The following is an 18,336-nucleotide window of genomic DNA, read 5'->3' as shown; positions in this document are numbered from 1 at the left end:
GGGGCGCACGCGGGGGCCCCGGACTGCCGGCCGCCCTCGCAGGCTATGCTTTCGGCGCCGCTGGCATCCCATCCCCGCGGTCCCGACGATGATGCAAGATCCAGCAGCTGCGCCGGCGCACGGAGGGCCTTTCGGCCTCGGCCTGCGTGTCCTCTCGCCAGACCTGCGGCCGAAGTGCTCAAGAAGATCCTGATCACCGACGACCACGCGATCATCCGCATGGGCTTGGTCCGGCTGCTCCAGCACCTGCTGCCCGGAACGGTCGTGCTGGAGGCGTCCTCCCGCCTGGCCACGCTCTCGGTCGCGCGCGAGGAACCCGAGCTCGACCTGCTGTTGCTGGACCTGAATCTCCCGGACGGCCAGGGATTGCGCACCGCCGAGGAAGTCCTGGCCTTGCGTCCCCTGCTTCCCGTGGCGATCGTGTCCAGCGAGGAAGATCCGGCCGTGGTGCGCAGGGCGATGGCGCTGGGGCTGGTGGGCTACATCCCCAAGTCGACCAACGCGGAGCTGACGGAGAACGCAATGCGCCTGCTGCTGACCGGTGGCAGCTACTGGCCGCGGGCCGCGGTGGTGCGGAGCGCATGTGCGGCACAGCCGCTCTTGGGCGAGCGGCAGCAGGAAGTGCTCGGCGCGGTGTGCCGCGGCTTGTCCAACAAGCAGATCGGGGCGGAGCTCGGCCTGACGGAGGCCACCGTCAAGGCGCATCTGACGCAGATCTTCCGGGTGCTGAAGGTCAACTCGCGTTCTCAGGCGATCGCGGCGACGCTGCGACAGCCGCGGGACGCAGCAGGCGATTGACGGCCGCCCGCAGGGCGACCGGCTCCAGGGGCAGCCTCAACTCGACCACGGGAGCCGCCGAAGCGGACGGCGACGGCATGCTCCCGGACGGTGCCTGGCCGAGCCAGACGCAGGGCAGCGCCGCCTGCGCCAGCAGGACCTCGAACCCGCCGTGCTCCCGCACGGCGGCCGCGTCGACCAGCACGAGCCGCCCGCCACCGGCCTGCAACACCCGCGCACCGACGGCGACGTCGTCCACGGGCTGCCAGGGCAGCTCCCAGTGGTCCAGCAAGCCAGCGGTGTGCTCGCGAAGCACGGGGTCGCGCACCAGCAGCAGGATGCCCGGCCCACGGTCTTCCTGCAGGACCGGCAGCGCCTCTGCGTCCGTCGCCGGCGCGGTCCCGGCCGCCGGCACCATGGCAGGCGCGCAAGCGCCGAGGCTGACGCGAAACAGACTGCCCCGGCCCGGGCGCGACAGGACTTCCACGCGATGGCCCAGTGCGTCGCACAGCTGCCGCACAACCGCCAGGCCCAGACCCGCGCCTGGTGCGCCGCGGGCGCCCGCCCGCTCGAACGGCCGGAAAACACGCTCCAGGTCCTGCGCGGCGATGCCGGGACCGGTGTCCCACACCTCCAGCCGCAGCGTGGGGCCGTGCTTGCGAAGGGCGACCAGCACGCCGCCCGCATCGGTGTACTTCAGCGCGTTCGACAGCAGGTTGCGCACGATGCGCAGCAGCGCACCGGGGTGGGACCGGACCACGCCGGCCTGGCGGTGGACGCGCAGAGACAGCTGCGCCTGGGCAGCCAGGGGGGCGAGCTCCTCCACCACCTGGTCGACTTGCGCCTGCGCATCGCAGGGTTGCAGCGGCAGTTCGGGGTGCGGCGCTTCCGTGCGGGCGGCCTCGATGAAGGAATCCAGGATCTCCTCCAGCGAGCGGACCATGGCCTCCATCGCCGGAACCGAGGCGGCCGCCAGGCCGCGGCCGCCCTGCCGGGCACCCGACAGCAGCAGCGCCATCCCGTGCAACGGCTGCCGCAGGTCATGGCTGGCCGACGCGAGGAAGCGCGTTTTCGCGCGATGCGCAAGTTCCATGTCCTGCGCATGCCGCTCCAGCTGCTGGACCAGTTCCTGCCGTTCGAAACGGATCCGAAGAGAGTCGGCCTGCGTGGTGGCGTGCCGCCTTGCGAACGCCAGCCACGCGCCGTAGTTGAACAGGGTGCCGATCGCCACGACCCAGCCCACGTGCGGCGAATGCAGGAGCCATGGAACCGGAATGAGCAGCGCGGCGGGCGTGGCAAAGGCGACGAAGGCCGGGAGGTACCAGGACAGCGCCACGACCGACATGACCAGCATCGTGTATTGCGAGGCCACCAGCGCATAGCGCGCCCAGTCGGGCGCGTGCGGATGGAAGACCCAGCCCGCCAGGCCCCAGGTCACGCCCGCGGTGAGATAGCCCAGCACCATCGCGCGGCATTGCGGCTGACCGACCTGGTCATCGGAAAGCCGGCCCCACCGGCGCAGCATCAGGACGCGGGAGGCGATCACCAGCACGACGGCAGCCATCCAGGCCAGGGCCTGCGGGCGCGTGCGCTGCTCCCAGAACATCCAGACCATGGCCCCCGCGAGCAGCGTGCCGCCCACGAGGCCGCTGCGCGCGCCCTGCAGCGCGCAGCGGAACATCACGGCGAACACCGGCCGCTCGCGAGCCGCATCGGGGATGGTGAACCAGCTGAGCATGGCTGCAGTATCGGCGCCGCCGGGCCGAGACCCGGCACGCACCGATCTTCGGCAGCGTGCGGTTCGACCAAAGTCGTACGGCTGGACGAGCACCCGCACCTGCGCTTTTCGGCAAGCGTTCGCCGAACCCCTTCCGCCGGGACTCACCGCCGGGTAGAGCCCACCCGTCCGCCGTCTTGAGCCGCGCTTGTCTGCAGGGCAGACAGCGTTCTTGCAGTGTGTGTCGGTGAGCATCGGGGCGATCCAGCCAGACCAGGGAATAGGACCTGGTTCCCCGGCCACTTTTCATCGTGTTGCCCGGATGGCTCCCCCAGGGCTCTGCTGGATGTCAAAACGACGGCCCCGGAGGTCGGTGGACTGCAAGTGCCTGACCACAAAGGAAAAAGGCCGCCCAGTGGATGTCACTGGACGGCCTTCAACGCTGTGGTGGTGGAGCTGGCGGGAATTGAACCCGCGTCCGCAAGCCTTCTCCGCGCAGTTCTACATGTTTAGCGCTCTGATTTGGATCTCGCCGCCGGAGTCGCGCAGACGCACGCTACCCAGGCCGCCAGTGCCCTATGTTCTCGTCCCGATCCAAGGCACCCGGATCGGGACCAGCCAATGTAGATTCCCTCACAGCCGGGAGCTTGCGCCCCTTGCCCAGCCCATCGGCCAACTGTTGTGAGGCTCACCGGTGTTTAAGCGGCGAGTGCGAAACGTTCGTCGTTTGCAGTTACTTGGTTTCAGCGGATTAACGAGGTGACTGAACCTCGACATGCCCTGCTGCGTGTCCGAACCCACGTCGAAACCAGTGCAGCCCCAGGACCCGGTATTTTAGGCCCTGCGCGCTCACTTCAAGAGATCCAGCAGCGCCAATGGTGAGGAAATGCTGGCGTCGGCCCGCCAGCTGTCGACGTCGGGACGACCGCCGAGGTAGCCGTAGGTCGCCGCCACCGTCGGCATGCCGGCGGCCCGGCCCGCGATGATGTCGCGCTCGTCGTCGCCGACATAGACACACACCTCTGGTGCCAGGCCGAGCCGCCGAGCCGCTTCGAACAGCGGCTCCGGATGCGGTTTCGAATGCGGCGTGCTGTCGCCCCCGACCACCGCCCGCGCGGTGGCGAACAGTGGCATGGCGGCGGTCAGCGGTCCGGTGAAGCGCATCGACTTGTTCGTGACCACGCCCCAGTCCAGTCCGCGTTGCAGCAGTGCCTGCACCAGCGCCTCGACGCCGTCGAATGCCCGGGTGTTCTCGGTCATCCGGCTTTCATAGTTGCGGAAGAACTCCTCGCGCAGGTGGGCGAACTCGGGGTGCTCGGGTGTCATGCCGAAGGCAATGCCGAGCATGCCCCGTGCGCCGGCGCCGGCCATCGGGCGGTAGTCATCAAGCGGGAGCGATGGCAGGCCGCGCGCCACCCGCATCCGGTCGGCGGCGGCGCCCAGATCCGGCGCACTGTCGATCAGCGTGCCGTCCAGGTCGAACAGCACCGCGCGAACACGGCTGAAGGTCATGGCTTGCGGGTCGCGACCCAGTAGTTGACCGAGGTGTCGTCGCTCAAGCGATAACGCCGGCTGAGCGGGTTGTACGAGAGGCCGCGCGTTGCGGCCCAGTCCAGGCCGGCCTCCCGCGAGTACGCCGCGAGTTCGGCGGGCCGGATGAACTTCAGGTACTCGTGGGTGCCCCGCGGCAGCAGGTTCAGCACGTACTCGGCGCCAACGATCGCGAACAGGAACGATTTGGGGTTGCGGTGGATGGTGGAGAAGAACACCCAGCCGCCCGGCTTGGCCAGCGCCGAGCACGCCCGCACCACCGAGGCGGGATCGGGGACGTGCTCCAGCATCTCCATGCAGGTGACCACGTCGTACTGGCCGGGCTGCTCGGCGGCTAGCGCCTCGACGCTCACCTCGCGGTAGGCGATGCCAGGCGTCCCGGCCTCCAGGGCATGCAGCTGGGCGACGCGCAGGGCCTTGGTGGCCAGGTCGATCCCCAGCACCTGCGCTCCTCGGCGGGCCATGGAATCCGCCAGGATGCCGCCGCCGCACCCCACGTCCAGCACGCGCTTGCCCGCCAGTGGCACCATCGATTCGATCCAGCCCAGGCGCAGCGGATTGATCTGGTGCAGCGGACGGAACTCACTTTCGGTGTCCCACCAGCGGTGGGCCAGTTCGGAAAACTTGGCCAGCTCGGCCGGATCGGCGTTCAGGGTGCCTTCGGTCATGGAGTCGATTGTGGCGCCCCGCCGCCACCGACCGGCTCGCGGGGACAAGAGTGGAGCGGGATTCTGTTGCGCAAAGGAAAAGGCCCCGCGAGCGGGGCCTTTCGTGGCGAAGCCGGAAGGCTTAGCGGTTGGCGCGGGTGCCGACCACTTCGATTTCCACGCGGCGGTTCTTCGCGCGGCCATCGGAGGTCTTGTTGTCGGCGACGGGCTGCTTCTCACCCTTGCCTTCGGTGTACACGCGGTTCTTCTCGATGCCCTTGGACACGAGGTAGGCCTTGACGGCTTCAGCGCGGCGGACCGACAGCTTCTGGTTGTAGGAGTCACCACCCACGGAGTCGGTGTGGCCGACGGCGATGATCACTTCCAGGTTGATGTCCTTGACCTTGCCGACCAGATCGTCCAGCTTGGCGCGGCCTTCGGGCTTGAGGACGGCCTTGTCGAAGTCGAAGAAGGCGTCGGCCGCGTAGGTCACCTTGGTGGCAGCGGGCGGCTGGGGAGCAGCGGCCGGGGCCGGGGCAGGAGCCGGGGCGGGCGTCGGGGCGGCGGCAGGAGCCGGCGCAGCCACGGGAGCCGGAGCCGGAGCCAGGGCGCCGTCGCAACCACGGGCGGCGGAAGCGGGCGTCCAGCTGGCATCGCGCCAGCACAGTTCGTTGGTGCCGTTCTTCCAGGTCAGTTCGCCGCTGCCATTTTGCCAGTTGTCCACGCGGGTGCCACCATCGGCGGCAGCGACACGGGTCTGCGCGCCTGCGGCAGTGGCCAGCGCAGCGGCGGCAAACATCAGCGCTACTTTGTTCAGTTTCTTCATGGTTCTCCTCTTGAGGGGAAAAAGCCGCAGCCGCGCTGCGTGAAAACTACGATTCAGGTGACCATTCACCAAAAGCGTCCGGTTGATTGTGCCACACGTCCTTACACAATCAACGCGCACGGTCCAGACGCCCCGTAGGACAAAACCGCTTTACCCAGCATCTGTTGCGGGGTCGCGACAAGGCCCCGCGACCGGTAAAATCTCGCGTTTCAGCGCCGCGCCAGCCCTCCCCGCATGACCCAATTCGCCAAAGAAACCCTGCCCGTCAGCCTCGAAGAGGAGATGCGGCGGAGCTACCTCGACTACGCGATGAGCGTGATCGTGGGTCGTGCGCTGCCAGATGCGCGTGACGGACTGAAACCTGTGCATCGGCGTGTGCTGTACGCGATGCACGAATTGAACAACGACTGGAACCGCCCGTACAAGAAGTCGGCGCGTATTGTCGGGGACGTCATCGGCAAGTATCACCCGCACGGGGACCAGTCGGTCTACGACACCATCGTCCGGCTGGCGCAGGACTTCTCCATGCGCCACATGCTGGTGGACGGCCAGGGCAATTTCGGCTCCGTCGACGGCGACAACGCCGCGGCGATGCGCTACACCGAGATCCGCCTGGCCAAGATCGCCCACGAGATGCTGGCCGACATCGACAAGGAAACGGTCGACTTCGGACCCAACTACGACGGCAGCGAGAAGGAGCCGCTGGTCCTGCCCAGCAAGCTGCCCAACCTGCTGGTCAACGGCTCGGGCGGCATTGCGGTGGGCATGGCCACCAACATCCCGCCGCACAACCTCAACGAGGTCGTCGACGCCTGCCTGCATCTGCTGAAGAACCCGGACGCGACCATCGACGAGCTGATGGAGATCGTGCCGGCCCCCGACTTCCCCACGGGCGGCATCATCTACGGCATTTCGGGTGTCAAGGAAGGCTACAGGACCGGCCGCGGCAAGGTCGTGATGCGGGCCAAGTGCCACTTCGAGGACATCGACCGCGGCCAGCGTCAGGCGATCATCGTCGACGAGCTCCCCTACCAGGTCAACAAGAAGACGCTGCAGGAGCGCATGGCCGAGCTGGTGCACGAGAAGAAGATCGAAGGCATCAGCCACATCCAGGATGAGAGCGACAAGTCCGGCATGCGGCTGGTGATCGAACTCAAGCGCGGCGAGGTCCCCGAGGTTGTCCTGAACAACCTCTACAAGCAGACCCAGCTGCAGGACACCTTCGGCATCAACATGGTGGCGCTGATCGACGGCCAGCCCCGCCTGTGCAACCTGAAGGACCTGGTCCAGGTCTTCCTGCAGCACCGACGCGAGGTCGTGACCCGCCGGACGGTCTTCAACCTGCGCAAGGCGCGCGAGCGCGGCCACGTGCTGGAAGGCCTGGCGGTCGCGCTGGCGAACATCGACGAGTTCATCCGCATCATCCGCGAGTCGCCCACCCCGCCGGTGGCCAAGGCCGAACTGATGACCCGCGCCTGGGACAGCCAGCTGGTGCGCGAGATGCTCACCCGCGCCAAGGCGGACGGCGGCGTGATCAACGCCGACGACTACCGCCCCGAAGGGCTGGACCGCCAGTACGGCATGGGCCAGGACGGCCTCTACCGGCTGTCGGACACGCAGGCCCAGGAAATCCTGCAGATGCGCCTGCAGCGCCTGACGGGTCTGGAGCAGGACAAGATCGTGGCCGAGTACAAGGAGGTCATGGCCGAGATCGACGACCTGCTCGACATCCTCGCCCGGCCCGAGCGCGTCTCGACCATCATCGGCGAGGAGCTCACCGCCCTGCGCCAGGAGTTCGGTCTGACCAAGATCGGCGAACGCCGCAGCCAGGTCGAGCACAACGCGCAGGACATCGGCACCGAGGACCTGATCACGCCCACCGACATGGTGGTGACGCTGTCGCACCTGGGCTACATCAAGAGCCAGCCGCTGTCCGAGTACCGCGCCCAGAAGCGCGGCGGCCGCGGCAAGCAGGCCACGGCCACCAAGGAAGACGACTGGATCGACCAGCTCTTCATCGCCAACACGCACGACTGGATGCTGTGCTTCTCCAATCGGGGCCGCCTCTACTGGCTCAAGGTCTGGGAGGTTCCATCCGGTTCGCGCGGCTCGCGCGGGCGCCCGATCGTCAACATGTTCCCGCTGGCCGACGGCGAGAAGATCAACGTGGTGCTGCCGCTGACCGGCGAGTTCCGCAGCTTCCCGGCCGACCACTACGTGTTCATGGCCACCTCGATGGGCACGGTCAAGAAGACCGCGCTCGACGAGTTCAGCAACCCGCGCAAGGCCGGCATCATCGCCGTCGACCTGGACGAGGGCGACTACCTGATCGGTGCCGCCCTGACCGACGGCAAGCACGACGTGATGCTGTTCTCCGACGGCGGCAAGGCGGTGCGCTTCGACGAGAACGACGTGCGCCCGATGGGACGCGCGGCCCGCGGCGTGCGCGGCATGATGCTCGACGAGGGCCAGAGCGTGATCGCCATGCTGGTGGCCGAGGACGAACAGCAGAGCGTGCTGACCGCCACCGAGAACGGCTACGGCAAGCGCACGCCGATCGGTGAATACACCCGCCACGGCCGCGGCACCAAGGGCATGATCGCCATCCAGCAGAGCGAGCGCAACGGCAAGGTCGTGGCCGCCACGCTGGTGCATGCCGACGACGAGATCATGCTGATCACCGACAAGGGCGTGCTGGTGCGCACCCGCGTCAGCGAGATCCGCGAGCTCGGCCGGGCCACCCAGGGCGTGACGCTGATCGGCCTGGACGAGGGTTCCAAGCTCGGCGGCCTGCAGCGCATCGTCGAGAACGACGCGCAGGGCGCGGATGGCGACACCGCAGCCGATGCGGATGCCGATGCCGCTCCCACGGACGGCGAAGGCTGAGACATGCCCAGGGACCTCGCGCAGCTGCGCACCGAGATCGACGCCGTCGACCGCGAGTTGCTGGCGCTGCTCAACCGCCGCGCAGGGCTGGCCAATGAGGTCGGCGAGCTCAAGCGGCACGAGGGCTCGCCCGTGTTCCGCCCGGAGCGCGAGGCGCAGGTCATCAACGGGCTGCAGGAACGCAACCCGGGCCCGCTGAAGGGCGCCAACGTCGCCACGATCTGGCGCGAGATCATGTCGGCCTGCCGGGCGCTCGAGGCGCCGCAGCGCGTGGCCTACCTGGGTCCGGCGGGCACGTTCAGCGAGCAGGCAGCCGTGCAGTTCTTCGGCTCCAGCATCGAGCATGTGCCCTGCGTGAGCTTCGACGAGGTGTTCCAGGCGGCGTCGGCCGGCACCGCCGACTTCGGGGTGGTCCCGGTGGAGAACAGCACCGAAGGCGTGGTCACGCGCTCGCTCGACCTGCTGCTCGCCTCACCGCTGCACATCGTGGGCGAGATCAGCCTGCTGGTGCGGCACCACCTGCTGCGCAAGGAACGCTCGCTGGAGGGCATCGAGGCGGTGCTCGCCCACCCGCAGGCGCTCGCGCAATGCCAGGGCTGGCTCACCAAGCACCTGCCGCAGGCCGAGCGCCGGGCCGTGTCGAGCAACGCCGAAGGGGCCCGGCTGGCCGCGGGCAATCCGGCCTGGGCGGGCATCGCCGGCGAGCGCGCCGGCAGCGAGTTCGGCCTGCACATCGCGGCGCACGCGATCCAGGACGACGCCTTCAACCGCACGCGCTTCGCGGTGGTCTGCCTGCCGCAGACCCTGTCGGCGCCGCAGGCATCGGGCAAGGACTGCGTCAGCGTGGTGGTGTCCGTGCCCAACCGGCCCGGTGCCGTGCACGACATCCTGGTGCCGCTCAAGCAGCACGGCGTGTCCATGACCCGTTTCGAATCCCGCCCGGCCAAGTCCGGGCAGTGGGAGTACTTCTTCTTCATCGACATGCAGGGCCATCCCTCGCAGCCGCACGTCGCGGCCGCGCTGGCCGACCTGCAGCGCCTGTGTGCCTTCTACAAGGTGCTCGGCACGTATCCTGCAGGTGATTGAGCATGTTTGAGCAGTTGGGTCTGATCGGCTGCGGCCTCATGGGGGGCTCGTTCGCCCTGGCGCTCAAGCGCGCCGGCCTGGTCAAGCGCGTGGTGGGCTACAGCAAGTCGCCCTCCACCACCGAGCGGGCGCGCCAGATGGGCGTGATCGACGTCGAGGCGCCTTCCGCGCTGCTGGCCGTCTCGGGCGCCGACATCGTGCTCGTCGCGGTGCCGGTGGCCGCCACCGAGGCCACGCTGAAGGCGATCCGCCACCTGGTCAGCCGCGACATGCTGATCATGGACGTGGGCTCGACCAAGCGCGACGTCATCGACTCGGCGCGCCGCGTGCTGCGCGACAACGTCGGCTCCTTCGTGCCCTGCCATCCGATCGCCGGCAAGGAAGTCTCCGGGGTCGAACACGCCGACCCCGACCTGTACGCCGGCAAGCAGGTCATCATCACGCCGATCGAGCGCACCCAGGTGGCCCAGCTGTCGCGCGCCGTCGAGCTGTGGAAGGCCCTCGACTGCACGGTCGTGCAGATGGCGCCGGAAGCGCACGACGCGGCATTCGCCGCGGTGAGCCACCTGCCGCACCTGATCGCGTTCGCCCTGGTCAATGGCATCGCATCGCAGGAGCAGCGCGAGGCCTTCCTCTCGCTGGCCGGCCCGGGGTTCCGCGATTTCACCCGTATCGCCGCCAGCGATCCCAAGGTCTGGCGCGACATCCTGCTGGCCAACCGCCAGGAACTGCTGGCCCAGTCACAAGTTTTCCAGCGCACGCTGCAGTCGATGGAGGCCATGATCGAGGCCGGCAGTGGCGACGCGCTCGAGCAGTCGATCGCCCAGGCAAGCGACATCCGCTCGCGCTGGCGACTGGGCAGCCGCAAGGCCTGACGCGAAGACGATGTTCGACACCGCCTTCCTCGACATTCCGGCGCTCGAGGCAGCGGGCGGCCAGGTCACGCTGCCTGGCTCCAAGAGCATCTCCAACCGCGTGCTGCTGCTGGCCGCCTTGTGCGACGGCACCACGCGGCTGCACGACCTGCTCGACTCGGACGACACGCGCGTCATGCTCGATGCGCTGCGCACGCTGGGATGCACGGTCCAGCCGGCCGGCCCGGCCACCGTCCACATCACGGGGTTCGGCGCCCGCGGGCCGGTGCGGCAGGCCCGGCTCTTCCTCGGCAACGCGGGCACTGCCATGCGGCCGCTGGCAGCGGCGCTCGCCGTGCTGGGCGGCGATTTCGAGCTGAGCGGCGTGGCCCGGATGCACGAGCGTCCGATCCGCGATCTGGTCGACGCCCTGCGTCCGCTGGGCTGCGCCGTCGACTACCTGGGCAACGAGGGCTATCCGCCGCTGCGCATCGGCCAGCCCCAGCTGCGGCTCGACCAGCCGATCCGGGTCCGTGGCGACGTGTCCAGCCAGTTCCTCACCGCCCTGCTGATGGCTCTTCCGCTGGTCGCACAGCGCGACATCGTGATCGAGGTCGTCGGTGAGCTGATCTCCAAGCCCTACATCGAGATCACGCTCGATCTCCTTGCGCGTTTCGGGGTCCAGGTGCGCCGCGACGGCTGGCAGCGCTTCACCATTGCGGCCGGCAGCCGCTACCGCTCGCCCGTCGCCGTGCACGTGGAGGCCGACGCCTCCTCGGCCAGCTACTTCGCCGCGCTGGGTGCGATCGCCCCACCGACGGTGCCCGGCCGCGGCATCCGCATCCAGGGCGTCGGCTCGGCCTCGATCCAGGGCGACATCCGTTTCCTGGAGGCGGCCCGGCAGATGGGCGCGCAGGTCGACAGCGGTCCGAACTGGGTCGAGGTGTCCCGAGGTGCCTGGCCGCTGCGGGCCATCGACCTGGACTGCAACCACATCCCGGACGCCGCCATGACCCTGGCGATGATGGCGCTGTACGCGGACGGCCCCAGCACGCTGCGCAACATCGCCAGCTGGCGGGTCAAGGAAACCGACCGCCTCGCCGCCATGGCGGCCGAGCTGCGCAAGCTGGGCGCGGCAGTGGCGGAAGGTCCCGATTCCCTGCGGGTGGCGCCGCCCACGGCCTGGCGCGCCGCCTGCATCCGCACCTACGACGACCACCGCATGGCGATGTGCTTCTCGCTCGCGGCGTTCAACCCCGCCGGCGCGCCGGTGCGGATCGACGATCCGAAGTGCGTGGCCAAGACCTTCCCCGACTACTTCGAGACTCTCTTTTCGGTGGCCAGGGTGCCCGGGCCGCGGGTGCCGGTGATCTGCGTCGACGGGCCGACCGCCTCGGGCAAGGGCACGCTGGCTGCGGAAACCGCCCGCCGCCTGGGCTACCACTACCTGGATTCGGGCGCGCTGTACCGCATCACGGCGCTGGCGGCCAACCGCGCCGGCCTGCCGTTCGACGAGGCCCACGAACACCGCATCGCCCACATGGCCCAGGCGCTGGCGATCCGCTTCTCGGACGGCCGGGTGCTGCTGGCCGGCGAGGACATCACCGACGCCATCCGCACCGAGCAGGCCGGGATGGACGCGTCGCGCGTGTCGGCGCTGCCCGCCGTGCGCACCGCGCTGGTGGCCCTGCAGCAGAGCTTCCGCCGCCTTCCGGGGTTGGTGGCCGACGGCCGCGACATGGGCACCGTGATCTTCCCGGACGCGCCGCTGAAGGTGTTCCTCACGGCCAGCGCGGCCCGCCGGGCCGAGCGCCGGCACGGTCAATTGATCGCCAAGGGTGTCGCGGTTACAATCGACAGTCTCCGCGCCGACCTCGAGGCCCGCGACGCCCGCGATTCACAGCGCGCCGTCGCCCCCCTGAAGCCCGCGCCGGACGCCCTCCTGCTGGACAACTCCGAGCAGACCGTCGACGAGTCGGTCGCCCGGGTCCTGTCCTGGTGGGAAGCCAGGCAGCCGTTCGCGGCGCCCGGCGGCGAAGCGGCCTGACGGCTGCCTCGTCGGGGACAGGTGGCAGCCGCCCGCGGCCGCCATCACCACTGGCAGCCTCGCGGCTGCGTGGCCGCAAGGCCGCAACCGGGTCCGCACAGCCCCCCTCGCGCGACAGCGCATGGCCGTGCGGTTCATCAACGAACCGCGGCGCAAGCCGCACAAGACCGCCGTCCCAGCCATAGAAACTCCGGCAATGGTGCCGTTGGAAACCTGGCGACGTGCAAGGAACCTGAATGTCTGAATCTTTTGCCGCCCTGTTTGAAGAATCGCTGCAGCGCTCGGAAATGCGCGCCGGCGAGGTGATCACCGCCGAGGTGGTCCGCATCGAACACAACTTCGTCGTCGTCAACGCCGGCCTCAAGTCCGAGGCGTACGTGCCGATCGACGAGTTCAAGAACGACAAGGGCGAAACCGAAGTCCAGGTGGGCGACTTCGTGTCGGTGGCGATCGACGCCATCGAGAACGGTTATGGCGACACCATCCTGTCGCGCGACAAGGCCAAGCGCCTGGCGTCCTGGATGGCGCTGGAGAAGGCGCTGGAGTCCGGCGAATTCGTGACCGGCACCACCTCCGGCAAGGTCAAGGGCGGCCTGACGGTCCTGGTCAACGGCATCCGCGCGTTCCTGCCGGGCTCGCTGATCGACACCCGTCCGATCAAGGACCTGACCCCCTACGAGAACAAGACCCTCGAGTTCAAGGTCATCAAGCTGGACCGCAAGCGCAACAACGTGGTGCTGAGCCGCCGCGCGGTGGTCGAGGCCTCGATGGGCGAAGAGCGCGCCAAGCTGATGGAAACCCTCAAGGAAGGCTCCATCGTCCGCGGCGTGGTCAAGAACATCACCGAGTACGGCGCGTTCGTCGACCTCGGCGGCATCGATGGCCTGCTGCACATCACCGACATGGCCTGGCGCCGCGTGCGCCACCCGTCCGAGGTGGTGCAGGCCGGCCAGGAGATCACGGCCAAGATCCTCAAGTTCGACACCGAGAAGAACCGCGTGTCGCTGGGTCTCAAGCAGATGGGCGACGACCCGTGGATGGGCGTCTCGCGCCGCTACCCCCAGGGCACCCGCATGTTCGGCAAGATCACGAACATCGCCGACTACGGCGCGTTCGTCGAGCTCGAGCCCGGCATCGAGGGCCTGGTGCACGTGTCCGAGATGGACTGGACCAACAAGAACGTGGCCCCGTCCAAGATCGTGTCGCTGGGCGACGAGGTCGAGGTCATGATCCTCGAGATCGACGAGGACAAGCGCCGCATCTCCCTGGGCATGAAGCAGTGCAAGGCCAACCCGTGGCAGGAGTTCGCGCAGAACACCAAGCGCGGCGACCGCGTCAAGGGCCCGATCAAGTCGATCACCGACTTCGGCGTGTTCGTCGGTCTGGCCGCCGGCATCGACGGCCTGGTGCACCTGTCCGACCTGTCCTGGAACGAGCCGGGCGAGCAGGCCGTGCGCAACTACAAGAAGGGCCAGGAAGTCGAAGCCATCGTGCTGGCCGTGGACGTGGACCGCGAGCGCATCAGCCTGGGCATCAAGCAGCTGGACGCCGACCCGTTCACCACCTTCGTGTCGGTGCACGACAAGGGCTCCGTGGTGTCCGGCAAGGTCAAGACCGTCGACCCGAAGGGCGCCGAGATCGACCTGGGCCAGGACATCCTGGGCTACCTGCGTGCCTCCGAGATCAGCCGCGACCGCGTGGAAGACGCGCGCAACGTGCTGAAGGAAGGCGACGAGGTCACCGTCATGGTGGTCAACATCGACCGCAAGACCCGCAACATCCAGCTGTCGATCAAGGCCAAGGACATGGCCGACGAGCAGGGTGCGATGGCCAACCTGAGCCAGCAGTCCTCGCGCGAGAACGCGGGCACCACCAGCCTCGGCGCGCTGCTGCGCGCCAAGCTGGAGAAGTAAGGTCCCGGCGCGTCGGAGGCCGCCGGCTTGCCGGCGGCCTCCCCTCCCCGCCTGCCCCAGCCTTCACCACCGGACGCTCTTCCCCGCTTTTCCAGAACGCATGACCCGCTCCGACCTCGTCGAAGAACTGGCGGCCCGCTTCAGCCAGCTGACCCATCGGGACGCCGAGTACGCCGTCAAGGCGATCCTCGACGCGATGGGCGATGCGCTGGTGCGGGGGCACCGCATCGAGATCCGCGGCTTCGGCAGTTTCTCGATCAACCGCCGTCCGCCCCGCCTGGGCCGCAACCCGCGGTCCGGCGAGAGCGTGCAAATCCCGGAAAAGCGCGTCCCCCACTTCAAGCCGGGCAAGGCCCTGCGCGAGGCGGTGGACAAGCGCACCGAGGAGATGGAAGGCCGCGGCTGACGCGCCACGAAGGCTCCTGCGGGCCTTCTACAATTCCTCGGGATCGAGGAGCGCAATGAAATACCTCATGTGGCTGCTCAAGGCAGCCATTTTTTTTACCCTGTTCGCTTTCGCGTTGAACAACCAGCATCCGGCCACGGTGCACTTCTTCTTCGGCACGGCATGGAGCGCCCCCCTCGTGCTCGTGGTGCTGGCCGCCTTCGCCGCCGGCCTGGCGGTCGGCGCACTGGGCATGGTCCCGCGCTGGTGGCGGCACCGCGCCGCGGCGCAGCGGCAGGCCGCGCCGGCGGCGCCCCCGACCCCTTCGGACGCCCATGGACTTTGACCTGAGCTGGCTGCTGTGGGGCCTGCCGATCGCGTTCGTGCTCGGCTGGCTGGCCTCGCGGCTGGACCTGCGCCAGTTGCGCATGGAGAACCGGCAGGCGCCCAAGGCCTACTTCCGCGGCCTGAACTTCCTGCTGAACGAGCAGCAGGACCAGGCCATCGATGCCTTCATCGAGGCCGTGCGCAACGACCCCGACACCTCCGAGCTGCACTTCGCGCTGGGCAACCTGTTCCGCCGGCGCGGCGAGTACGAGCGGGCGGTGCGGGTGCACGAGCACCTGCTCTCGCGCGGAGACCTCAGCCGGGCCGAACGTCACCGGGCCCAGCACGCACTGGCGCTCGACTTCCTGAAGGCCGGCCTGCTCGACCGGGCCGAGGAAGCGCTGCGAAAGCTGGAGGGCACCGCCTACGAGGGCCAGGCGCTGCTCGCCCTGCTGGCGATCTACGAGCGCTCGCGCGACTGGGCCCAGGCCGCCGACGTGGCACGCAAGCTCGAGACGGCCGGCCAGGGCAACTTCAGCGGACGCCGCGCGCATTACCTGTGCGAACTCGCAGCACATGCCGCCGATGCCGAGGCCGAAGGGCTGCTCCGCGAGGCCATGACCATCGCCCCGGGCGCCGCCCGGCCGGTGATCGAACTTGCCGCGCTGCAGCGCCGTGCAGGCGACGGGCGCACGGCCTTCGAGACGCTCGCGCGGCTCGCGCAGGCCTCGCCGGCTTCGCTGGGACTGATCGCCCGGCCGCTGGCCCAGAATGCCGCAGCGTGCGGGCTGGAGGCGCGCGCCCTGGTCATGCTGCAGGCCGGCTACGACCAGTCCCCCACCCTCGACGTGCTGGAGGCCATCGTGACCCTGGTGCCGGCCGACGAAGCCCGCCAGTGGTATGCCCGCCATCTGGAGCGCGAGCCCTCGCTGGTCGCGGCCAGCAAGTGGCTGGCCGGCGAGAAGCTCGAGCACGAGCAGTACCACCCGCAGGTGCAGCGGGCACTCGAACATGCGGCGCGGCCGCTGGTGCGTTACCGCTGCGCGGCGTGCGGCTTCGAGGCCAAGCAGCACTTCTGGCAGTGCCCCGGCTGCCAGGCCTGGGACAGCTACCCGCCCCGACGCGTGGAGGAGCTGTGAACATCGCTAGCCGCCGCCGGGCCCCCCGGCCTGTCGCAACGTCGCCCGTCGGCCCGCAGGGCCGGAGCCCTTTCGCACGCGACCTTCTTGCCTGCGCAGCGAGCGCGCGGGTGCAGGTGCACGTCCACAGGATCGTCAGAACATGAAGCCCACCAAGGACCAACTCGCGCGCGCCCGCGTGCTCGTCGTCGGCGACGCGATGCTCGACCGCTACTGGCACGGCGCGGTGGAGCGCATCTCGCCCGAGGCGCCGGTGCCCGTCGTGAAGGTCAGCCGCGAGGAGGAGCGCATCGGCGCGGCCGCCAACGTGGCCTACAACGTCAGCACCCTGGGCGCCCAGGCCAGCTTCCTGGGCGTGGTCGGGGACGACGAGCCCGGGCACCGGCTGGAGACCCTGCTGCGGGAGACCGGCATCCGCACCCACCTCAAGCGCGATGCGGGGCTGCGCACCACGGTCAAGCTGCGCGTCATCGGGCGCCAGCAGCAGCTGCTGCGCATGGACTTCGAGAACGAACCCGACCACGAGGTGCTCGCCATGCAGAGCGAGGCCTTCGCCGAGCTGGCGCCGGCCCATGACGCGCTGCTCTTCTCCGACTACGGCAAGGGCGGCCTGGCCCACATCCCGGCCATGATCGCCAGCGCCCGCCAGGCCGGCAAGGTGGTCCTGGTCGATCCCAAGGGGTCCGACTACAACCGCTACCGCGGCGCCACCGTGATCACGCCGAACCGGGCCGAGCTGCAGGACGTGGTCGGCCGCTGGAGCGGCGAGGAAGAGCTGCGCGCCAAGGCCCAGAACCTGCGCGCGGCGCTCGACCTGCAGGCGCTGCTGGTCACGCGTTCGGAAGAAGGCATGACGCTCTACGACGCCCAGGGCGAGCTGCACGTGAAGGCGCAGGCACGCGAGGTGTTCGACGTCACCGGTGCGGGCGACACCGTGATCGCCACGCTGGCCGCCATGGCCGCCGCCGGGCTGAGCCTGCGCGATGCGGTGCCGATCGCCAACCGGGCCGGTGGCATCGTGGTCGGCAAGTTCGGCACCGCCACCGTGTCCTACGAAGAACTGTTCGCATGAGCCGCGCGGCCGCCCCGCCCCGTCCCCCCGCCACCATCGGAGCCACCACATGACCCGAATCGTCGTCACCGGCGCCGCCGGTTTCATCGGCAGCAACATCGTCAAGGGCCTGAACGCCCGCGGCATCGACGACATCATCGCCGTCGACGACCTCACGCAGGGCGACAAGTTCAGGAACCTGGCCGACCTGCGGATCGCCGACTACGTGGACGCCGACCTGTTCTACGACGCGTTCGCCGACGGCCACTTCGGCCAGGTCGAGGCGGTCTTCCACGAGGGCGCCTGCAGCGACACGATGGAGAGCGACGGCAAGTACATGATGGACAACAACTACACGTTGTCCTGCGGCCTGTTCCGCGCCTGCCAGGAGCGCGGCTCCCGGCTGCTGTACGCGTCCTCGGCCGCGACCTACGGCGGGTCCGCAGCCTTCCGCGAATCGCCCGAGTTCGAGAAGCCGCTGAACGTGTACGGCTGGTCCAAGCTGCTGTTCGACCAGCGCCTGCGCCGCGAACTCGGCCCCGACTTCGCCGGCGCCGCCCACCAGGTGGTCGGTTTCCGGTACTTCAACGTCTACGGCCCGCGCGAGCAGCACAAGGGCCGCATGGCGAGCGTGGCGTTCCACCAGTTCAACCAGTTCCGCGAGACCGGCAAGGTGCGGCTGTTCGGCGAGTACGGCGGCTACGGCCCGGGCCAGCAGATGCGCGACTTCGTCTTCGTCGACGACGTCGTGGCGGTCAACCTCTGGTTCTTCGACCACCCGGAGCAGCGCGGGGTGTTCAACCTCGGCAGCGGCAAGGCCCAGCCGTTCAACGACGTCGCCACCGCGGTGATCTCGTCCCTGACCGGCAAGGAGCACACCTCCGAGTCCGCTGCCGCCGAAGGCCTGCTGGAGTACATCCCCTTCCCCGACGCGCTGCGCGGCAAGTACCAGTGCTACACCCAGGCCGACCTGGCGCGGCTGCGCGCGACCGGCTGCGACCACGCGTTCGCGGACGTGCGCACCGGCGTGGGCCACTACATGGACTGGCTCGGCAATCCGGCTTAGGGTCAGCCCTGCCCCGGCGCGGTCAACCGGCCGCGCCGACGGTTCGTTGAGGGCAGACCCATCA

General features: G+C 69.1%; 15 protein-coding genes and 1 other RNA gene. 11 read left to right on the top strand and 5 right to left on the bottom strand.

Going from position 1 to position 18,336, the window contains the following annotated elements; translation table 11 throughout:
* Window positions 1-174: 174 nt before the first annotated feature.
* Window positions 175-798: a response regulator transcription factor gene (locus VFE82_RS18575; RefSeq protein ID WP_325001822.1), complete on the top strand. Its 624-nt coding sequence runs from the start codon at window positions 175-177 to the stop codon at window positions 796-798.
* On the opposite strand, the gene VFE82_RS18570 is transcribed toward VFE82_RS18575, so the two are convergent.
* The 5 genes from VFE82_RS18570 to ompA form a co-directional block, all read right to left on the bottom strand.
* A complete protein-coding gene (locus VFE82_RS18570) occupies window positions 734-2,515 on the bottom strand; it encodes a HAMP domain-containing sensor histidine kinase (RefSeq protein WP_325001821.1) in 1,782 nt (593 codons plus the stop codon). The genes VFE82_RS18575 and VFE82_RS18570 overlap by 65 nt on opposite strands.
* Before the next feature lie 427 nt (window positions 2,516-2,942).
* Window positions 2,943-3,315, bottom strand: a transfer-messenger RNA (tmRNA) gene (ssrA, locus tag VFE82_RS18565).
* Window positions 3,316-3,343: 28 nt separating this feature from the next.
* Window positions 3,344-4,006, bottom strand: coding sequence for a phosphoglycolate phosphatase (gene gph / locus VFE82_RS18560; protein WP_325001820.1), 663 nt, complete (start codon window positions 4,004-4,006; stop codon window positions 3,344-3,346).
* Window positions 4,003-4,713, bottom strand: coding sequence for a bifunctional 2-polyprenyl-6-hydroxyphenol methylase/3-demethylubiquinol 3-O-methyltransferase UbiG (gene ubiG, locus VFE82_RS18555; RefSeq protein WP_325001819.1), 711 nt, complete (start codon window positions 4,711-4,713; stop codon window positions 4,003-4,005). Before ubiG ends, gph begins: the two co-directional genes overlap by 4 nt.
* 121 nt (window positions 4,714-4,834) lie before the next feature.
* On the bottom strand, window positions 4,835-5,518 hold the full coding sequence (gene ompA / locus VFE82_RS18550) for an outer membrane protein OmpA (protein WP_325001818.1): 684 nt from the start codon (window positions 5,516-5,518) through the stop codon (window positions 4,835-4,837).
* 234 nt (window positions 5,519-5,752) lie between these two features.
* Between ompA and gyrA the strand changes: the two genes are divergently transcribed.
* The 10 genes from gyrA to rfaD all read left to right on the top strand — a co-directional run bounded on the left by gyrA (window position 5,753) and on the right by rfaD (window position 18,272).
* Entirely contained in the window at window positions 5,753-8,404 is a 2,652-nt protein-coding gene (gene gyrA, locus VFE82_RS18545) for a DNA gyrase subunit A (protein ID WP_325001817.1), read from the top strand.
* Window positions 8,405-8,407: 3 nt separating this feature from the next.
* Window positions 8,408-9,490 (top strand): prephenate dehydratase, encoded by a 1,083-nt coding sequence (pheA, locus tag VFE82_RS18540; protein WP_325001816.1) that lies wholly within the window; start codon window positions 8,408-8,410, stop codon window positions 9,488-9,490.
* A gap of 2 nt (window positions 9,491-9,492) precedes the next feature.
* Window positions 9,493-10,365 (top strand): prephenate dehydrogenase, encoded by an 873-nt coding sequence (locus VFE82_RS18535; protein ID WP_325001815.1) that lies wholly within the window; start codon window positions 9,493-9,495, stop codon window positions 10,363-10,365.
* A 10-nt stretch (window positions 10,366-10,375) separates the two neighbouring features.
* Window positions 10,376-12,391, top strand: coding sequence for a bifunctional 3-phosphoshikimate 1-carboxyvinyltransferase/cytidylate kinase (locus VFE82_RS18530; RefSeq protein ID WP_325001814.1), 2,016 nt, complete (start codon window positions 10,376-10,378; stop codon window positions 12,389-12,391).
* Window positions 12,392-12,627: 236 nt separating this feature from the next.
* A complete protein-coding gene (gene rpsA, locus VFE82_RS18525; protein WP_325001813.1) occupies window positions 12,628-14,304 on the top strand; it encodes a 30S ribosomal protein S1 in 1,677 nt (558 codons plus the stop codon).
* Between the two features lie 100 nt (window positions 14,305-14,404).
* A complete protein-coding gene (locus VFE82_RS18520; RefSeq protein ID WP_325001812.1) occupies window positions 14,405-14,710 on the top strand; it encodes an integration host factor subunit beta in 306 nt (101 codons plus the stop codon).
* A 55-nt stretch (window positions 14,711-14,765) separates the two neighbouring features.
* Entirely contained in the window at window positions 14,766-15,035 is a 270-nt protein-coding gene (locus VFE82_RS18515; protein WP_325001811.1) for a LapA family protein, read from the top strand.
* Window positions 15,025-16,155, top strand: coding sequence for a lipopolysaccharide assembly protein LapB (gene lapB, locus VFE82_RS18510; RefSeq protein WP_325001810.1), 1,131 nt, complete (start codon window positions 15,025-15,027; stop codon window positions 16,153-16,155). Before VFE82_RS18515 ends, lapB begins: the two co-directional genes overlap by 11 nt.
* 142 nt (window positions 16,156-16,297) lie before the next feature.
* Window positions 16,298-17,227, top strand: a complete 930-nt coding sequence (rfaE1, locus tag VFE82_RS18505; protein ID WP_325001809.1) for a D-glycero-beta-D-manno-heptose-7-phosphate kinase — start codon at window positions 16,298-16,300, stop codon at window positions 17,225-17,227.
* 49 nt (window positions 17,228-17,276) lie between these two features.
* A complete protein-coding gene (gene rfaD, locus VFE82_RS18500) occupies window positions 17,277-18,272 on the top strand; it encodes an ADP-glyceromanno-heptose 6-epimerase (protein ID WP_325001808.1) in 996 nt (331 codons plus the stop codon).
* The last annotated feature ends 64 nt before the right edge of the window (window positions 18,273-18,336 follow it).

This window comes from Ramlibacter sp. (genome assembly GCF_035655895.1).
In the GTDB taxonomy this organism is placed as follows: Bacteria; Pseudomonadota; Gammaproteobacteria; order Burkholderiales; family Burkholderiaceae_C; genus Ramlibacter.
This window is presented reverse-complemented; position numbering and strand designations above follow the sequence as displayed.